Here is a 17,658-nt window from a genome sequence, read left to right as displayed (position 1 = left end):
GAGGGCCGCCATGAAAAAAGAGACAAGAACGGTCGTCTACGATGAGGAACTGCGGATCGAGGCCTACCGGTTTGAAGGGATCGCGCAGCCCTTTCCCAACCATTTCCACGATCACTACGTCATCGGATTCGTGGAGAAGGGAACGCGGCTGCTCTCCTGCAAACACAAGGAGTACGCCATCGGGCCCGGCCACATCCTCCTGTTCCACCCCGGAGACAGCCACGCCTGCGTCCAGAGCGGCGGCGGGGCCTTTGACTACCGCGGTTTCAACATTTCCAAGGCGGTGATGGTGGAGCTGGCGGAGGAGGTAACGGGAAAGCGGGAGCTGCCCGGCTTTTCCGCAAACGTCATCCGGGATGGGGATCTGGCCTGTCTCCTGCGTCCCCTTCACCACATGGTGATGGACGGCGCCTCCGGCCTGGCAAAGGAGGAAAACCTGCTGTTTCTCCTCTCCGCCCTGATCCAGAACCACGGCCAGCCATTTGACCGCTCCGTGCCGGAGTGCCGCCAGGAAATCGAGCGGGCCTGCGAATTCATCCGCCAGCATTTCCGGGAACGGATCTACCTGGACCAGATCTGCCGCTACGCGGGCTTAAGCAAATCCGCCCTGCTGCGGGCATTTACAAAGGAAAAGGGGATCACCCCCTACCGCTATCTGGAAACCGTGCGCGTCAGCGAGGCGAAGGCCCTTTTGAGACAGGGAATGCAGCCGGCGGAGGCCGCTATGGAGACGGGATTTTCCGATCAGAGCCATTTTACCAACTATTTCAGCCGTTTCATCGGCCTGGCCCCCGGCGTCTACCGGGACATCTTTTCCGACCGGGCGCCAAGGGCAAAAAGTCAGAAATCCCACAAGGATTCACAGGAAGATATGGAATCTCAAAACCTGTCAAAACAGAAGAAAGAAGGGGAATCATAATGGATTTACAGAATGAAAAGTGCGTGATGATCCTGGATGCCAGCCTGCCCGCCGGCCTCATCGCCAACGCGGCAGCCATCCTGGGCATCACCCTGGGAAAACAGCTGCCCCAGGTGGTGGGCCAGGACGTGACAGACCAGGCCGGGCGGGAACACCTGGACATCATCGAATTCCCGGTGCCCATCTTAAAGGGAGATAAAGAACGCATAAAGTCCATCCGGAAACGGCTTTACGAACCGGATTTTTCCGATCTGACCGTAGTAGATTTCTCCGACCTGGCCCAGGGGTGCAAAACCTACGGGGAATTTACAGAAAAAATGAGGGACGCCGGCGACGGGGATCTGAACTATTTAGGCATCGCCATCTGCGGGGCAAAAAAGAAGGTCAACCGGCTGACGGGGAATTTGGCTTTGCTGCGGTAGAGAGAGATAAACGCGGTTTCGCGTTTTCCGCGCGGATTCCCACACTTTTTAGGGAGATTTTCAGGGAGCTGGTTCTGCCGCCTCCAGCCATGCCTCCAATTCCTCCTCCGTCACCGGATAAGGGAAGTCCTCCGTCACCGGAAACGCCCCCATCTGGGGACAGGTCACCACAATTCTCTGGCTGTTTTCGCCCAGAGGATGGCAGGAGGTCAGGGTGAGACAGGGGACATCCTGCAAATAGAGTACAGAGATGTCCTCCGGCACGGTGATTCTGGTCTTTCCGTACCGGTAGACGTAGATCCATTGACGGTCTTGGAGATAACACAGATCCCCGTCCTTTAACGTCTCTACCTCCCGAAAGAGGTTCCCGTACCGCCCGTAGCCTGCCCGGTGGGCGGCTATGCTGGTGTTGGCCCGCACCTGTGGATCAATGGAAGGCATCTGGGCTACGGTGTAAAGCCCCGGCCCCTTTTTCAGGGCGGAACGGTCCGTACCGTCCATCACCTCGTCCTCCACCCCCATCCTGGGAATCACCAAACGCAAATCCCCGCTTTTAAATTCTGCCCGGTTCCGCTCCACAAAAAGGCTGCTGTCCGGCCAGACTTCCGGATCTCCTTCTAGAATCTCCAGCTCCTGGGTGGCAGGAATCTCTGACATCTCCGGAGTATTTTCATAGTCCTGCCATGCCCGGTAATACTTGTATCCCTCATACCCGCAGACGGGAATCATCACAAGCACTGCCAGAAGAAGACACCGAAACAGCATATCCAACGCCCGTCTCCTTCTCACTTTCCTTTGTCTTTCCATCGCTCTCTCCTGTCATCTCAATCATGAAAGCCAGATGGCCCCACACCTACGGCGTTCCCGCCATCTGCCGGCGGTATTCGAAATCCGGGCTACCGCCCTACTTTCTCATACCGTCTGGCCCGTCTGATGCCGATATATCTGTGCGCGCGAGCGCGCCCATCTATATCGCCGCCATCCGGGGCTTTCACAGTAAAAAGGCGGGACGCCCCGGAGTTTTTCTAATCTCCGGCTGTTTCGTCCCGTCTCTTTCAGCACCGTCTGTTTTTTGCCTGCGGCTGTCCTATGACTGATCCTGTTTTTTTCTGGCATAAGCCGTCACCGCCAGTCCGCCAAGAAGGAGAGCCAGTACCGATGCCGCCTGCCGCAGATACAGAACCGGACCGCCCGTTTTGGCCAGAGCGTCAAGAGGGATGGCATCCTCGTCAATCACGATATTCACATCCCCAGGGCCTCCTCCCGGTGCCAGAGGCACCTCCCCTTCGGAAATGGTAATCACCCCAGGGCCGCCAGAGGAGTTTCCGGTTCCGCCGCTCCCACCCGGTTCATTGCCGGGTTCAGAGCCGCCCTCCGTGCCTTCCACGTAGAACACCCAGTCCACGGCGTCAAACGTGTCCGCGTACTCATTTCCCATTTCAGGACCGGGAAGTTTTATGGTGATGGTCAGCGTCCGGCTGGACTTCGCCGGTACCGCGCCGATTGTAATGCCGTAATCATTGGTCTCAAATTCCGTTCCTTTCGCCGACGCCGGCATGGTAAATCCAGCGTTCCCATAAAGGTAAATCCCGCCTTCTGTGGTAATATTCATCTTCATCATATCCAGCAGCCCGTCCATAAATGTCTTGCCTGCCTCCGTCACCACCGGACCGCCATCCCGGCTGGCTCCATCTCCCACGGCAGTGTAGTCGGGATAGGCCTTTACGTAAAAGGTCAGGCTCTGGCTGCTGTTGTTGCGGATATTTACCGTATTTTTTACCATCGCCCCCGGCATCAGCTCCTTCATGCCAGCAAACAGATTGTTGTCCTGAGCCTCCACCGTAAAACCTCCCTCGTACCGGCCGTCAAACCGGACTTCCGAAGTTTGCTGCGGCTGTACGGCGGCGGCAAACGCCTGGACATTTCCTACTGCCAGCAACGTCCCCACACTCACGCCGGCCACTGCCCGGCGCATCCACTTCCATCTCATCGCCCTTTCTCCTCTCCCGTTGCCATTTTTCCGGAAAGGCCCGCCTGTTTTTCCGGATTTGCTCTCTGTAAAAAAGTGTGCGCTGCTGGTCCCTCGCACGCCGGAACGCAGCTGTGTCAGCAGCCAGTTTCCTATGCGCGGAGTGCTCCAGCAGCCAGTTCCCTATGCGTGAAGTATGCCTCCCGCCGGAGGTATCATGTAGTAGGGAATCCCGTTTCCTGCTACATAAAAATCCCGCCCAATCGGGCGGGATCCTTTTCGATTACTCAATAACGATCTCGTTCGTTCCGTGTGCATCCTCTGCGGTGCCTGCGCCTTCCAGATCTTTATGCTCGCTCTGCTCGAATCCTGCCCATGCTTCCTCTGCGGAGCCCATATTGTCTGCCTGCACTGCCTCAGCTACGAATTTCACGTTAAATCCAGCCTCTGCCAGAGCATTGTCCCAGCTGCCGGGAACCGCAAATCCCATGAAGGGATTCCAGGTAGCAGCATCCTTCTTGAACACATCGCCGGTCGCATCATTCTCATAGTAGTAAATCGTCTGGAATCCAACGGTACCATCCTCCAGAACTACACGCTCCCAGTCCACGCTGTAAGGCTGATTCTGGAAATCAAGCATCTGCAGATCATTGTCGGCATGGCCATCTACAAAGGTATTCATAACGCCTGCGTTTCCGCTGGTAACGATCACTTTCGCTCTCACATAAGCATCATTTCCAACATTGTCCACTTTCGCCTCTTTGTAGCGCTTGTCTCCCGGCATGATATTTTCCATGATCAATCCGCCGTCCTCGGTCATGCCACTGCCCATTCCAGTCTCAGAAAGAGTGATGTCAACCTTTCCCATGGTAACAACGTTAGTCACTTCCTCAGTGTCTGTGAACCAGGCCAGAGTTCCGCCCACTGTCATCAGCGCGCCTAAAGATACCGCAGCTACCGCAAGTCTCGTTCTTTTCTTCATATTAGATTCCTCCATCTTTTTATTTACGTCTTTATGTAAATTTTTTTGACGTCCTGTTTCAATACTTCTTCAGTATATCGGCTGCCGGTTACTTCCCGGTTATAAATCAGCCATTCTATACAATTTTCTTAAATTTTTTTAGTTTCTCTTTAACTGTCTGAACGCGGCGTAGGCAGCGTCAGCTCCGGACTCTCCATCTACTTCCACATTATCCAGCTGAATGGCCTCCGCGTAGGCGATTACGGAAAGCTGATCTTTAGAAATTCCCGCCGGCACCTCAGAGCGGAAGTTCACTTTGTCACACAAAACAGCCCGTTCTCCCGTTTCCAGCGGTTCAGACAGATACCAATAGCCGTCATCCATCTTCACCCACTGTGCCTCCCGCACATCCGGGGAAGAATTCTCACCGGGACGGATAACTGTCCCGGAAGAACACTCATTCCAGGTCTTCCCGTCCACGGAACAGGAACCGTCGCCATTCATATAGGTCACAGCAGGCGTAAACCATTCCGTTCCCTCTGCGTCCGTCCCCGCCACTACCGGCACATTCACCCGCATCCGCACATAACACGGAGACCGTCCCGTGCTGGAAACAGCAATATTTCTCTGCTCCAGTCCGGACAGCGTTTCCTCCACGGTTATATCCACCTTTCCGGTACGGATCATGTTAGCCTTTGTCTCCCCGTCTGTAAATAACGCCAGGGACACTCCTGCGGAGAGGACGGCAAACCCAGCTGCCATAAAGAACACGTTTCTTTTTTTCAGCCACTGATTGATCTTACGCATTCGCTCCGTCCTCCTTTTCTTCCTCCTCCGGCTTTAAAATCTCCGGTATGAGCTGCAGCAGGATAAAACATACCACCACACCCGCAATCATAATCATTCCTTTCCGGGTACCGATATAAAGAGAGATGTACCCCACCAAAGGGATGGAAAGGCCGGCTTTCCCCACCATGTCGTCAAAAGAAACCGGAGCCAAATCCTGGTCCTCGTTGGCATCTCCTTTTGTCACAAACTGCCGGTTTTCTGCGTCCGCCTCCACTACCCGGTGAGTCGCCACCAGCTCGTCCGTTTTCCGGAACGTAATCACATCCCCGGCCTGAATGTCCTCCGGGGCCACTCCTTTATCCACATACACCACACTTCCCACGTGGTAATACGGCTCCATACTGCCGCTCATGACCGCGAACACTTCCCGCCCCGCCAGCTTGGGAGCCAGCAGCGCCGCGACGATAGCGATACAGCCTGCGATCATCAGCATGGAAACTGCATTGCAAAATTTTGTAATGATCCCTGTCACATCCGTTCCTCCCTCTTTATCCTTTCATCAAATGTCCTCAGAGGGATCCGTCTGCTGCGGACCGTCTCCATCCTCATCATCCCTTCGGAACAGGAAAATTTCCGTCTTCTCCACACGGACCCCGTCATCTTCTGAAGTCTCAGGGGCATACTGACCTTCCTCCGCCACCTTCATCAGCACAGAGGCCGTATCGGAAAAGTATCCGGAAGACTGTTTCCAGCCGTCAAAACAGAACGTATTCTGCTCTTTCGTCCCCTCCGAAAAAATCTCCTTCTTGACCGCAGCCTGACCGCTTTCATAGCGCATATGCTCCATTTCCGTCACCGTATACACTCCTGCCGGGATTCCATGGAGAGTCTGTTCCGCCTCTCTCTCCCCCGCGGGAACGGTCACGCTGGTATAAAACACGCTCCCGTCTGTTCCTGTAATTTCATAAAGGAACGTATTGCTCTCCCAGTCCGGTTCCACCGTTTTTTTGATCACCATATCTCCAAGCCCCGGCTCCATCCGGTGATAAAAGGCCACTCTGGCTCTCATGGACCGTCCTGCCGTCCCTATGGTTCCGCTGACTGCAGACTCCGCGTTCTCCCCCGGCACACCGTTTACTTCTGTGCGTACCGTGGAAATCCTGTATCGTCCGGAAGGATCTTCCGACCCATCCCGCACCGTATAATCCGTCCCTTCCGGCATCCCCGTCAGATAGAGCCATCCGTTTAAAGGCACTGAAAATTTGCCATTTTCAAAAGGCTGGCTTTCACCGCTGTCTCCCGGTTCTCCGTCTGTTCCGGTGTACACCTGGATGGATTCCAGCTCCGCTGCGTCAAAAGGCTCGCCTTCTCGTTTCAGTTCTATCTCATAAGCGGCCAATACGCCAGGGGCCTGACTGTCGGCTCCCTCCATCTGCTGCGTAATCTCCAGAGACGGCTCCCTATATTCCATGGTGCAGAGAATGGATGCCGATTCCGCAGGGGAAAATGCCGGGCTTATAAAGGAATCACGCTCCAGCACTTCCCCGTCAAGCGCCCATTGAATCCCGGTGGCCTCCTTTCCGTCCATCACCCGGACCGCAAGCTCCAGATCCTCCCTGTTCTCTCCATCCGCGGCCAGTTCCAGAAGGACCTCATCCGCCCCTTCTGCCCCGCCAAAAGCAGTCATCTCAAAACAAGGGATCTCTTTCCCGTCAAAATCCTCAAATTCTCTTTTTTCAGCCTGGACCCCGTTGACATAGTAAACTCCATCGTAAGGGCGCTCCACGCCATCCTCTAACGCAACCAGAGAAAGGAGATACGTCTCCGGAGAGCGGTTATCCGGGGCTTTATAGCCCGTTTCCACCTGCAGCTGTACCGGAATGGCGGCTGCGATCTCCGTCTTCCGCTCATAGTGCCAGATCAGATCCACATCCTGTATCAAAACTCCATCTCCGTCACCTGTATCCGTTCCGTCCGTCTGATTTTCCACTCCCACTGCCGCGTAGAGAGTTTCTGTCTGTACCGGCTCTGCGATGGAGTATCTGGTATTCCGCGGCAGATCCTGGATTCTTAAGGTTTCCCCGTCAGCTAGCTGCACCTGCAAAAATGCAGAACCGTCCGCGGTATCCTTCGTGAAGATCTCCTCTCCTACCTGATAGCTGACCGTTTGAACCGTCTCAGAAATTCCCTCCAGCTCGATCTCAAAGGGGAATTGAATCTCCGTCCCGGCTCCTTCTCCTGTCTGCGCTGTCACAGAAAGCACGTATCTCTCATCAGGGTCAAAATACGTATCTTTGCAGACAAGAACCGTTTCGCTGCCCTCTGCCACCTGGAATTTCCACCATTCCGTCCCGTCCGGATCCGAAACTATATGTCCGCCCTGACCGCCTGACCAGCCGGTTTCAACACCGGTCTCCTCCGCAAATTTCCGTACACGGTAGGATCCCTCCGGCAGAGAACCTTCCCAGGAACCACCTTCCTCAATGGATGGAGTCCCCATGCTCTCCCATTTTTCCGGAGCCTGCTCCATCTGGATTTCAAACGGACAGCTGTGAAACTCCGCAGCGGAATCTTCTGTAACCTCATAGAAAATTTCCACCGGCTCCCAGACGCCGTCCAGATTCAGACCCTCTAAATCTGTCACATAAGCCGCAAGAGATAAAACCCTTTCCTCCTCCGGCATGGTTTTTTCTGGCTCCTGAGGAATTTCCTCAAAAAACGCCGCCAGTACCGGCTCCAGAACGGCTCCGGACATTCCAGATGATGTTTCCATCCTCAAACTCAGGAGTTCCTCCTCATATCCTGCCGTTTCCTCTCCGATCTCCTCGCCGGTTTCTTCTCCAATCTCCGTTTCCCGGATCTCCTCTGAATATTCAGTTTCTCCATTATCGCCCAAATGAGCATCGTCCGTATTTCCGGCATTGCCTACAAAAGGCGCCTGGTTTTCAGAGAAATTCGGCGTGTCAGACTGCTGCGGTGCCGATTCCCCGCCGGTCCCCCATGTTTCCGCACTTCCGCCCTGCTCCGTTCCTGACTCTCCAGTTCCAGATACTTCGCCTCCTGTTTCCGAACCTTCCGATTCCGTGTTTTCCGTCTTTTCGGACTCATCGGTCTGCGAATTTCCGGAATCTGTGTCATCCGGCTCTGAAGTGTCCGTTTCTTCAGTGTCCGGCTTGTCATTCCCCGTTTCTCCCGTTTCAGGGTTTCCAGCCTCGCTCTCTCCGGTGTCCGGCCCGTTTCCTTCCGTTTCCTCCGGAATCACCGGCTCCGGCTCCGACTCACCAGACTCCGTTTCTCCAGGCTCTGGTGCCGCGCCTTCGGTCTCCCCCGGCTCCGGCTTGCTTTCCTCTGTTCCTTCCGGTTCTGTTTCGCCCGATTCCGTCTCGTCCGTCCCCGGTTCTTCCGGTTCCTCTGAAGTCTCAGGCTGTGTCTCTGCCGGTTCCGTCTCATCGGTCTCCGGCCCATCCGGTTCCGGTGTTTCGGATTCTCCGCCTGCATTGTCAGCGTTTCCTGCCGTTTCTTCTGCTCCCGGTTTCTCTGCTCCCGGCACTTCCGGATCAGAGATTTCCACCGCGCTGCTTTCCTCCGTCTCCTCTAATTCCGAAGGCGTCGCCAAATCCCCTAACAGAGCCGATTTTCCCGGGACGATTATTTCAGGGCTTTTCCTTCCGTCCACCTCAATCTGGCAGACCGTTTCCTCATCCCCCAAATTTCGCAGTAGAAATATCACCTGCTCCCGTCCCGTCATCCGATAGCCAGGATAAGCTCCGTTTTCCATTTCCTCATAAAGCCTGAGTTCCGAACCAGTGGCCAGCTCCTCAAAATCCGGACGGACCAAAATGGTCAGTTCACAGGGAGACGGAACCGCGTTGGAGCAAGTAGCCTTCCATTCCTGTTCCCACTGCACCTCATAAAGGCTTTCCTGTTCCAGCAGATACTGATAGAGTCCCTTCTGCATTGCGTCATCTGTATAGAAAACGGCATCCTCCTCAAACCGATTTCCCTTCTGGATGGCCATCTCCATCTCCGCTCTCAGATGGTCTCCATCCAGTTGAAACACCGTTGTTTCCTCTGAAACCGCCGAATCGTCTGCCACGGCAAAAGCCACCTGCGTACAAGAGGTGGCAACCATACATACAGCCAAAAAGGCCGCTATTCTCCGTCTGATTTTTCTTCTAATTTTCTTCATTCCTCCACCTCAGCTCGCTTTCTGTCCAATTCTATCTGAACACCGCAAATACTCATTTCCGTACATACCGTTACCCCATCCTTGAAGGATTTAAAGTCATTATAGTATTTTCCGGTTACAAATCGGTCACAAATCAGACAAAAACTAACTTTTAGTAGACTTTTGCGAAAATTAGATTTACAATAAACACAATTTGATCGAGGGAGGATCTTTAAGATGGAGACGTATACCAACTTTACCATTTCCATTCAGACGCTGGGCGGATTTTCCATCACTGCCGGAGATGTGACTGTAAAAGAAAACGACAATCGTTCCCGAAAAGCCTGGCTGCTGCTGCAATATCTGATCGCCTTCCATAAACGGGAACTTTCTTCTCCTGAGCTGATCAGTATGCTGTGGCCGGACACAGAGTTATCCAACCCCGGCGGTTCCTTGAAATCCCTGGTATTCCGCACCAGGAAACTGCTCTCCCCCCTTCCAATCCCCGCCGAGGAACTCCTAAGCCAGCAAAACGGCTTTTACCGGTGGAACTCCGGGATTCCCTGCACCATCGACACTGAGGAACTGGATTTGCTGTACGCGAAAATTTTTTCCAAAACCTCCCAGCCAGAGGAGCAGCGCAGGCTTTGTCTGCAGGCCCTTGCCCTCTATCAGGGAGAATTTCTGCCCAATTCCGGAAGTGAATCCTGGGTGATTCCCATTAACACCTACTATTCCTCCCTGTTTATCAGGATCGCCCACCGCGCCATGGATCTGGCAATGGAAAACCAGGACTACGAAGAAGTGATTCACCTTTGCCGCCACGTGCTCTCCCTGGAAACCTACGATGAGGACACTCACTACAACTTAGCGTACGCCCTGTTCATGAGCGGAAATCAGCCCGCTGCCCTCAGCCACTATCAGTCGGTCCTGAACCACTTTTATGAATCCCCCGGCGAGCTGCCCCCTCCGTCTGCCCATTTTACCGCTCTGTATAAAATCATCAGCTCCGATCAGGACGAGAAGGAGACAGACTTGCGCACGATTTTGTTCCAATTATCAGAAAATACCCCCCCCCCAGTATAAAGAGAGGGGCTTATTGTTGTGAATACGTCGTATTCCGGGATCTGTGCAACGTAACAAAACGCAGCCTGTCCCGAACCGGAAACGCAGCCTATCTCTGCCTGTTTTCCCTGGCCGTACTGGACTCTCACTCCATTCGGCCTCAGACCATTCACAAGGCTATGGACGCCCTCCATCAGGCCATTTCCTCCTCCCTGCGCAGCGGCGATGTCTTCAGCCGATACAATGCCAGACAATATGTCCTGCTGCTGGTCGTAGATTCTGACCATTCCAGAGGGCGGGCCCAGCAGGCCATAGAACGGATTTTGAAACAGTACCGGACCCTGTACCCCAGAAACGATCTGGCTCTGGAGTATACCCTCCAGCCTTTGACAGATCCCAAAAACAATACCTCTAACCGTTAAACCGGGAAATATTCACCCAAACGTCCAAAACGCCAAATGCTGCCGTTCAAACTCCGCCAGATTCCTCATAAAATACTGCCGGGGCATCCCCCTTTCTGCCCGGTCCCCCGGCTCCCATGTGGCATCGCAATACCCGTACTCCTCCGTTCCGGTCAGCCTCACCCGATTCCAGGCATGATGATCATTGTCGCCAAAACTTCCATCCAAATTGCATCTGGCCCCATACACATATTCCACATCAATCCCTGCCATTTCACACAGCCAGTAGAAAATCTGCGCGTAGCCGCCACACACCGTTTTCCCTTCCGTCAGCCCTTTATATCCTCTTATATTTTTCAGGGTGTCATCATACTCCAGGTTACAAACAACCCAGTCGTAAATCGCCTCCAGCCGCTCCCGCTCCCCTTCGATCCCTTTGATCTGTTCCTCATAAATCCTGGTGAGAAGTTCGCTCCCCTCCCGGATTTCTTTTACTGCCGCACGGTTCTCCTCACTGTTTTGCAGATACAGGCGGTAGCTGCCGTCGGCTCCCCTTCCAGACATGGACAACTTCAGGAAAATGTCGGACAGGTTCAGCACATAGTTGATTCGTTTGGCGTACAGCAGCCTTTCCGTTTCGTCTGAAAATCCATATTCAATGGGAATCGCTGTCCGTCCGTTTCCTCCCTTTTCCAGCTCCTTCACCGCCTCCCAAAAGCGCTGATCCGCCTCCTCGGGAAACTCGTATAACCGGTTTGACGCCGCGATTTTCACGGAAGTGTAATACACCCCATTCCTGAACTGCTCGCTCAGAAACTGCCCGCCTTCCACGTAATAATCATTCCCGTCGATCTCATAAGCCCCATCCGGCATCACCGCCCCGGAATAATCCTGACGCGCCACCTCTGTCAGCACGTCATCCTGGGAAACGAAACTTCTCCCCTTCACGTTGTACACACCGTCCTCCAAAGCTCTGACCTCTATGGGACTCATCCCCAAATACGCCGCCGCCATCACTGCCAAACAACTCAAACATACTCTGCAACTATTCATCTTCATCTCGAGTTTACCTCCAAAAAAATTGTTTTTTTCCTCCTATCAAAATAAAGATGTTTGCAAAGTAGGAAACTCAAGATAAAAATTCCAATTTATTTTTTCAGACGTCTCCCTGATTTTTTTCGGAAAACACCAAAGACCTGTTCGCCGTTTTTTTCCTATAAAAAAGCATAGAAAACGGGCAATGCTTCCCCATTTTCTGCAAGGCATAGGCCGATCCGCAGATTTACAAAAGCAGGAACGAAATGACAATCCATAAAGATCGTGATAAAATATGCGTAAAGCAGAGACATTTCAAAAAATCGCTGATAGAAAAAACAGAAAGCGAAAACTCATTAAAATTATGTGCAGCAGAAAGCAGTGATAACGGAGGGATGACAGATGGCATCTTATGCAATTCATTTAGCGGCGGCAAAGATTTATCTTGACCGATATGCCGAAGAAAATAGAGAGGATTTTTTTAAAGGTGTTATTGCACCTGATCTGTATAAAAAACCGGAATCCCATTATGGCGAAGCATCCAGTGCTCCTGGGTTGGAAAAATTCCGGAATTGTGTTGGTTTGACTGTTTCTTTTAACAGGGGCTATTATTTTCATTTGAAAACAGATTTGCTGTTTTATAATGACTTTCTGGATAACCACTGCATTTCAAATGAACTATATCATGATTATGACTGCCTGAATCAGGCTGTTATCGACAGGTATCATTTAAATATTCCATCGGAGATCCGGCCATTTCTTGGTTTTTCAAAGCAGAATCCACAGATACTGCATGAGGATGAGCTTTTCCTCTTTATTGATTTTGTGGGAAATCTGGCGCTGGAGGAATTACCCCAGCCGGGAGAAATTACATATCAGCTCGGACGTCTGCAATATGAGGAATATATAAAAATTGACTGTGGGAAGAAAGAAAACGCATTGGAGCGTGCAGGATATTATTTTAAAAGAGCAGCTCACTTGGAACATCTGGAGGCAATGCTGCTGCTTGCAAAGCTGTATACGCATCATGGCTACTGCTGGGAAGATACAGATCTGGACTGCGGTGCACCCAATCCTTTTGTATGGAATACAGACAAGGCAAAGCTTCAGGCTGAGCGGTGGCTGAAAAAAGCTGTTGAAAAAGGCTCGGCGAAAGCGATGTATATGCTGGGGAAATTATATACGGGGCCTTTCTGGTGCAACGACGAGCGTTATGAATATGAGTATCCTGATAAACCGAAATATTGGAATGAAGAAACTGGAAGAATGTGGATCGAGCGTGCAAAAGAAAACGCTGATTTCACAGATTGAACCTCTCTGTCCGGTTTCATACAGGAACAATACATTCCATATTTAAAGAGGTTGATATGTTAAAAAAAGCTGAGTATAAAATATATAAAAACGAAGATTATATTGTAGAAGTACAAAAAAGAGAGACGGATGAAACGCAGGTAGATTTTTGGTTATATAACATTCATTATGGAGCAAAACTGTTAATTTTTCGTTTCCAGATGGACTTTCATGATGAAAATTTAATACAGGAATATATAGATAAAAATATAGAATTATATAAAGAGATTTATCAGGAAAAATTTAAAGATATGCTTATAGAGTAACTCAAAATTGAAATTCAAAAAAGGCCCCGGTATTTCACCGGGGCCTCTGTATTCTGTCGGATTTTTCTATCCTTCAGCCTTTATGTTTATTTCTCAGCCAGAGCAGCCTGCGCCGCAGCCAGTCTTGCGATCGGCACACGGAACGGAGAACAGGACACATAGTCCAGACCGATCTTGTGGCAGAACTCTACGGAAGACGGGTCGCCGCCGTGCTCGCCGCAGATACCTACGTGCAGCGTGGAGTTCACGGGCTTGCCCTTCTCGATTGCCATCTTCATCAGCTGGCCAACGCCATCCTGATCCAGTTTTGCGAACGGATCGTTCTCCAGGATCTTCGCATCGTAGTAAGCGTTTAAGAACTTACCAGCGTCGTCACGGGAGAAACCGTAGGTCATCTGGGTCAGATCGTTGGTACCAAAGCAGAAGAAGTCAGCCTCTTTTGCGATCTCATCAGCGGTCACGCAGGCTCTCGGGATCTCGATCATGGTACCAACCTCGTACTTCAGATCCATACCGGCAGCAGCGATCTCCGCGTCAGCGGTCTCAACTACAAATTTCTTAACGTATTTCAGCTCTTTCACGTCGCCTACTAACGGGATCATGATCTCCGGCTCTACCTTCCAATCCGGATGAGCCTTCTTCACGTTGATAGCGGCACGGATTACAGCCTTGGTCTGCATCTTCGCGATCTCCGGATAGGTCACAGCCAGACGGCATCCACGATGACCCATCATCGGGTTGAACTCGTGCAGTCCATCAATGATGGCCTTGATCTGCTCAACGGTCTTGCCCTGAGCGTCAGCCAGTTTCTTGATGTCCTCCTCGTCGGTGGGAACGAACTCATGGAGAGGCGGATCCAGGAAACGAATGGTTACAGGATTGCCCTCAAGAGCCTCGTACAGTTTCTCGAAGTCTCCCTGCTGCTCCGGAAGGATCTTGTCCAGAGCGGCCTCTCTCTCCTCGATGGTCTCGGCGCAGATCATCTCACGGAACGCGTCGATACGGTTGCCCTCGAAGAACATATGCTCCGTACGGCAAAGTCCGATACCCTCAGCGCCCAGCTCGCGGGCCTTCTTCGCGTCAGCCGGCGTATCTGCGTTGGTGCGAACCTTCAGGGTTCTGTACTTGTCAGCCCAAGCCATGATGCGGCCAAACTCACCTGCGATGGTAGCGTCTACCGTCGGGATGATGCCGTCATAAATGTTACCGGTGGAGCCGTCCAGAGAAATGTAATCTCCCTCGTGGAACTCCTTGCCGTTGATGGTGAATTTCTTGTTTGCCTCGTCCATCACGATGTCGCCGCAACCGGATACACAGCAGGTACCCATACCACGGGCAACAACGGCTGCGTGGGAGGTCATTCCGCCGCGAACGGTTAAGATACCCTGAGCGGACTTCATTCCGGTGATGTCCTCCGGAGAGGTCTCCAGACGAACCAGAACTACCTTCTCGCCTCTTGCGGCCCACTCTACAGCGTCGTCAGCGGTGAATACGATCTTACCGCAGGCAGCTCCCGGAGATGCGCCTAGAGCCTTTGCCATGGGAACAGCCTTCTTTAAGGCAGCTGCGTCAAACTGCGGATGAAGCAGGGAATCTAAGTTTCTCGGATCGATCATGGCAACAGCCTCTTCCTCCGTTCTCATTCCCTCATCAACCAGATCGCAGGCGATCTTTAATGCAGCCTTCGCGGTTCTCTTTCCGTTACGGGTCTGAAGCATATACAGCTTGCCATGCTCAACGGTAAACTCCATATCCTGCATATCTCTGTAGTGAGTCTCCAGAGTCTTGCACACCTCTTTGAACTGTGCGAATGCCTCCGGGAACTTCTCCTCCATCTCGGAAATGTGCATGGGAGTACGCACGCCAGCTACCACGTCCTCGCCCTGTGCGTTGGTTAAGAACTCACCGAACAGGCCGTTCTCGCCGGTAGCGGGATCACGGGTGAATGCAACGCCGGTGCCGCAGTCATCGCCCATGTTTCCGAATGCCATCATCTGTACGTTTACAGCGGTACCCCAGGAGTACGGAATATCGTTGTCGCGGCGGTATACGTTTGCTCTGGGGTTGTCCCAGGAACGGAATACGGCCTTGATGGCGCCCATTAACTGCTCCTTCGGATCAGACGGGAAATCAGATCCGATCTTCTCTTTGTACTCATTCTTAAACTGTCCAGCCAGCTCCTTTAAGTCGTCAGCGGTCAGCTCTACGTCCTGAGTAACTCCCTTCTTCTCCTTCATCTCGTCGATCAGCTCTTCGAAATACTTCTTGCCGACCTCCATAACTACGTCAGAATACATCTGGATAAATCTTCTGTAGCAGTCCCAAGCCCAGCGGGGATTGCCGGATTTCTCAGCCAGAACATTTACTACTTCCTCGTTCAGACCAAGGTTTAAGATCGTATCCATCATACCAGGCATGGAAGCTCTTGCTCCGGAACGAACAGAAACCAGAAGGGGGTTCTCCTTATCGCCGAACTTCTTCTCGGTGATTTCTTCCATCTTGCCGATGTACTCCATGATCTGGCCCATGATCTCGTCATTGATCGTCTTTCCGTCCTCATAATACTGGGTGCAGGCTTCCGTCGTGATGGTGAATCCCTGCGGAACCGGAAGTCCCAGGCTGGTCATCTCAGCCAGGTTCGCGCCCTTGCCGCCTAACAGGTTTCTCATCGTGGCGTTACCCTCGCTGAACAAATAAACCCATTTCTTTGCCATATGCTTTCTTCCTCCTAGTGGTTTTTGAGACCGGGGGAATCCCGGTCCGTTACTCTCCATCCTCCGTCCTTTGTGCAGATGGCACAACAATAGAAAGGCCGGATGGACGGTCTAGAAATATTATAGCATAAACTTTCTTCTAGTAAAGTATTTTTCTTACATTTTTTCTAATATTCAACAGCCGGCCGCGGCTTTCTGCCCCGAAAAAGCAGAAACACGTCCAGAGCCAGGGTGGCCGCCTCCGTCACCGGCATGGTGGCCCAGATCCCTGTCACACCCAAGAATACAGGAAGAAGGAACACCAGGGCGGCGTTAAACACCATTCCCCTGGCCAGGGAAAGGGCCAGGGCGGAGCCGGGCTTTAACACAGACTGGAAATAGGTGGCAAAGAGCAGATTCATCCCCGTGGCCGCAAATCCCACGAAATAAATGCGCACCGCCGGCACCGCCATCTCCGTGATCTCCGGCGTGGGCTCCACGAAGATCTCCACCAGCAGGCCGGGGCTTAAGATCCCCAGGACGGCAAACAGGGTGCCGGCCGCGAAGGCGGTCCCCAGGGCCAGCCGCCTGGTCTGCTCCACCCGGTCCCGTTTCCCGGCGCCGAAATTCACCGCCATTATGGGCTGGGAGGCCTGGCAGATGCCGTTGCAGACGGAGTTTACGATCAGGGCGCTGTTGGAAATGATGCCGTAGACCACCACCCCCAGATCTCCCACATAGGCCAAAAGCTGGCGGTTAAAGAGGAAGATCACAATGCCGCTGGAAAGGTCCACCACAAAGCTGGAGAGGCCGTTTCCCAGGGCCTCAAACACCTGCTTTGGATGAAACTGCCTGGTGAGTTTCAGGGTGTTGTGAGGGCTCAGGAAATGGGACAGCAGGATGGCCACCGTCACTCCGGAGCCGATCACCGTGGCGATGGCCCCGCCTGCCATTCCCATCCCCATGGGGAAGATAAACAGGTAGTCCAGCACCACGTTCAGCACGCCGCCGGAGATCACCGCCGCCATCGCCCTCTTTGGCGCCTTGTCGTTGCGGACAAAGGCCTGGAGGAAGGAGGAGGCCATAAAGACCGGCGCCCCGGCCACCAGAATCCTGCCGTACTCCCTCACCAGGGCGTCCATGGCCTCGTTCCGCCCCAGGACCGCCGTGATGGGATCGAAAAACAGGTTGCAGGTCACCTCATAGAACACCGCCATCACAAAGGCCCCTGCCAGGGCCGCCGTGAAATGCTCCTTCGCCGCCTTTTCATCTCCCCGGCCCTTGGCCACGGAAAAGAGGACGCTGCCTCCCACGCCAAACATCATCCCTGTGGCAAAAAACAGGGAGAATAAAGGCAGCAGGATGTTGAGCGCCGCGATCCCCAGACTGCCCACGCCCCGGCCGATCATCACAGTGTCCGCCAGGATGTAAATGGACGTCACCAGGGTGGCGCTGATGGACGGCACCAGATATTTGCGAAACAGCCTGCTCACATTGTCGTTTAACAGGTCCGGATATTGCTTTTTCATAAGTCCTCCTAGTTTTCATATTTTAAAAAATACGGGCAGCCATCTCCCTCTGCCCGGAGTGCGCCTCCCGCCGGGGGCTTTCGTTTAACAG

At 52.9% G+C, this 17,658-nt stretch carries 16 protein-coding genes; 7 read left to right on the top strand and 9 right to left on the bottom strand.

Going from position 1 to position 17,658, the window contains the following annotated elements:
* The first annotated feature begins 10 nt into the window (after positions 1-10).
* Positions 11-919 (top strand): helix-turn-helix domain-containing protein, encoded by a 909-nt coding sequence (locus B5E84_RS06475; protein ID WP_087220949.1) that lies wholly within the window; start codon positions 11-13, stop codon positions 917-919.
* Positions 919-1,341: a DUF2000 domain-containing protein gene (locus tag B5E84_RS06470; protein WP_087220946.1), complete on the top strand. Its 423-nt coding sequence runs from the start codon at positions 919-921 to the stop codon at positions 1,339-1,341. The genes B5E84_RS06475 and B5E84_RS06470 overlap by 1 nt, the downstream gene beginning before the upstream one ends.
* Before the next feature lie 60 nt (positions 1,342-1,401).
* Here B5E84_RS06470 and B5E84_RS06465 read toward each other — a convergent pair whose 3' ends face one another.
* The 6 genes from B5E84_RS06465 to B5E84_RS06440 all read right to left on the bottom strand — a co-directional run bounded on the left by B5E84_RS06465 (position 1,402) and on the right by B5E84_RS06440 (position 9,249).
* Positions 1,402-2,148, bottom strand: coding sequence for a class E sortase (locus B5E84_RS06465; RefSeq protein WP_087220943.1), 747 nt, complete (start codon positions 2,146-2,148; stop codon positions 1,402-1,404).
* A gap of 280 nt (positions 2,149-2,428) precedes the next feature.
* A complete protein-coding gene (locus B5E84_RS06460; RefSeq protein ID WP_087220940.1) occupies positions 2,429-3,331 on the bottom strand; it encodes a hypothetical protein in 903 nt (300 codons plus the stop codon).
* 262 nt (positions 3,332-3,593) lie between these two features.
* Positions 3,594-4,292, bottom strand: a complete 699-nt coding sequence (locus tag B5E84_RS06455; RefSeq protein ID WP_162612818.1) for a TasA family protein — start codon at positions 4,290-4,292, stop codon at positions 3,594-3,596.
* Positions 4,293-4,430: 138 nt separating this feature from the next.
* Positions 4,431-5,078, bottom strand: coding sequence for a SipW-dependent-type signal peptide-containing protein (locus B5E84_RS06450; RefSeq protein ID WP_087220935.1), 648 nt, complete (start codon positions 5,076-5,078; stop codon positions 4,431-4,433).
* On the bottom strand, positions 5,071-5,592 hold the full coding sequence (locus B5E84_RS06445; RefSeq protein WP_204248553.1) for a signal peptidase I: 522 nt from the start codon (positions 5,590-5,592) through the stop codon (positions 5,071-5,073). Before B5E84_RS06445 ends, B5E84_RS06450 begins: the two co-directional genes overlap by 8 nt.
* Positions 5,593-5,619: 27 nt before the next feature.
* On the bottom strand, positions 5,620-9,249 hold the full coding sequence (locus B5E84_RS06440) for a DUF7601 domain-containing protein (RefSeq protein WP_143469189.1): 3,630 nt from the start codon (positions 9,247-9,249) through the stop codon (positions 5,620-5,622).
* 216 nt (positions 9,250-9,465) lie between these two features.
* Between B5E84_RS06440 and B5E84_RS06435 the strand changes: the two genes are divergently transcribed.
* On the top strand, positions 9,466-10,314 hold the full coding sequence (locus B5E84_RS06435) for an AfsR/SARP family transcriptional regulator (RefSeq protein ID WP_087220930.1): 849 nt from the start codon (positions 9,466-9,468) through the stop codon (positions 10,312-10,314).
* A 158-nt stretch (positions 10,315-10,472) separates the two neighbouring features.
* A complete protein-coding gene (locus B5E84_RS06430; protein WP_087220927.1) occupies positions 10,473-10,715 on the top strand; it encodes a nucleotidyl cyclase domain-containing protein in 243 nt (80 codons plus the stop codon).
* 12 nt (positions 10,716-10,727) lie between these two features.
* Here the strand turns inward: B5E84_RS06430 and B5E84_RS06425 are convergent, their stop codons facing one another.
* Positions 10,728-11,753 carry a transglutaminase domain-containing protein gene (locus B5E84_RS06425; protein ID WP_087220923.1) on the bottom strand — a complete coding sequence of 342 codons (1,026 nt, stop codon included), beginning with the start codon at positions 11,751-11,753 and terminating at the stop codon, positions 10,728-10,730.
* Between the two features lie 242 nt (positions 11,754-11,995).
* Here B5E84_RS06425 and B5E84_RS20585 point away from each other — a divergent pair, with 242 nt between their 5' ends.
* The 3 genes from B5E84_RS20585 to B5E84_RS06415 are packed head-to-tail and all read left to right on the top strand — an operon-like array spanning position 11,996 to position 13,345.
* Positions 11,996-12,178: a hypothetical protein gene (locus tag B5E84_RS20585; protein ID WP_162612817.1), complete on the top strand. Its 183-nt coding sequence runs from the start codon at positions 11,996-11,998 to the stop codon at positions 12,176-12,178.
* Positions 12,132-13,040 (top strand): sel1 repeat family protein, encoded by a 909-nt coding sequence (locus B5E84_RS06420; RefSeq protein ID WP_087220920.1) that lies wholly within the window; start codon positions 12,132-12,134, stop codon positions 13,038-13,040. The genes B5E84_RS20585 and B5E84_RS06420 overlap by 47 nt, the downstream gene beginning before the upstream one ends.
* A gap of 56 nt (positions 13,041-13,096) precedes the next feature.
* Complete coding sequence (locus tag B5E84_RS06415; RefSeq protein WP_087220917.1) at positions 13,097-13,345, top strand: hypothetical protein; 249 nt, start codon at positions 13,097-13,099, stop codon at positions 13,343-13,345.
* 86 nt (positions 13,346-13,431) lie between these two features.
* Here the strand turns inward: B5E84_RS06415 and ppdK are convergent, their stop codons facing one another.
* The gene (gene ppdK, locus B5E84_RS06410; RefSeq protein ID WP_087220914.1) at positions 13,432-16,059 is read right to left on the bottom strand and encodes a pyruvate, phosphate dikinase; all 2,628 of its coding nucleotides are present in this window, start codon (positions 16,057-16,059) and stop codon (positions 13,432-13,434) included.
* A gap of 167 nt (positions 16,060-16,226) precedes the next feature.
* Entirely contained in the window at positions 16,227-17,567 is a 1,341-nt protein-coding gene (locus B5E84_RS06405) for an MATE family efflux transporter (protein WP_087220911.1), read from the bottom strand.
* Positions 17,568-17,658: the final 91 nt, after the last annotated feature.

This window comes from Lachnoclostridium sp. An14, assembly GCF_002160755.1.
In the GTDB taxonomy this organism is placed as follows: domain Bacteria; phylum Bacillota; class Clostridia; order Lachnospirales; family Lachnospiraceae; genus Lachnoclostridium_A.
Note: the sequence above shows the minus strand (reverse complement) of the source record. Positions and strands in the feature narration are given on the sequence as shown.